A 202-nucleotide genomic window follows, 5' to 3' on the forward strand; every position below is an offset into this window, starting at 1 on the left:
AAACGTTGGTGCCGCTTATCCGAGTCGAACGGATGACCTACTGATTACAAGTCAGTTGCTCTACCAACTGAGCTAAAGCGGCAAATCAATTTTCTAGTATCGTTTAAACAACACCACTTAAATTATGGTGCCCAGAGGCGGAATCGAACCACCGACACGCGGATTTTCAATCCGCTGCTCTACCGACTGAGCTATCTGGGCA

Annotated in this window: 2 tRNA genes; both read right to left on the reverse strand. The window is 47.5% G+C overall.

The annotated features are described in order from the left end of the window. Positions 1–6: 6 nt before the first annotated feature. Positions 7–82: transfer RNA gene (locus tag IE163_RS05895), tRNA-Thr, on the reverse strand. A 43-nt stretch (positions 83–125) separates the two neighbouring features. After that, positions 126–201 (reverse strand) — tRNA-Phe (locus IE163_RS05900). Between the last annotated feature and the right edge of the window lies 1 nt (position 202).

It is taken from the genome of Alishewanella longhuensis, from assembly GCF_014653435.1.
Classification (GTDB): domain Bacteria; phylum Pseudomonadota; class Gammaproteobacteria; order Enterobacterales; family Alteromonadaceae; genus Alishewanella; species Alishewanella longhuensis.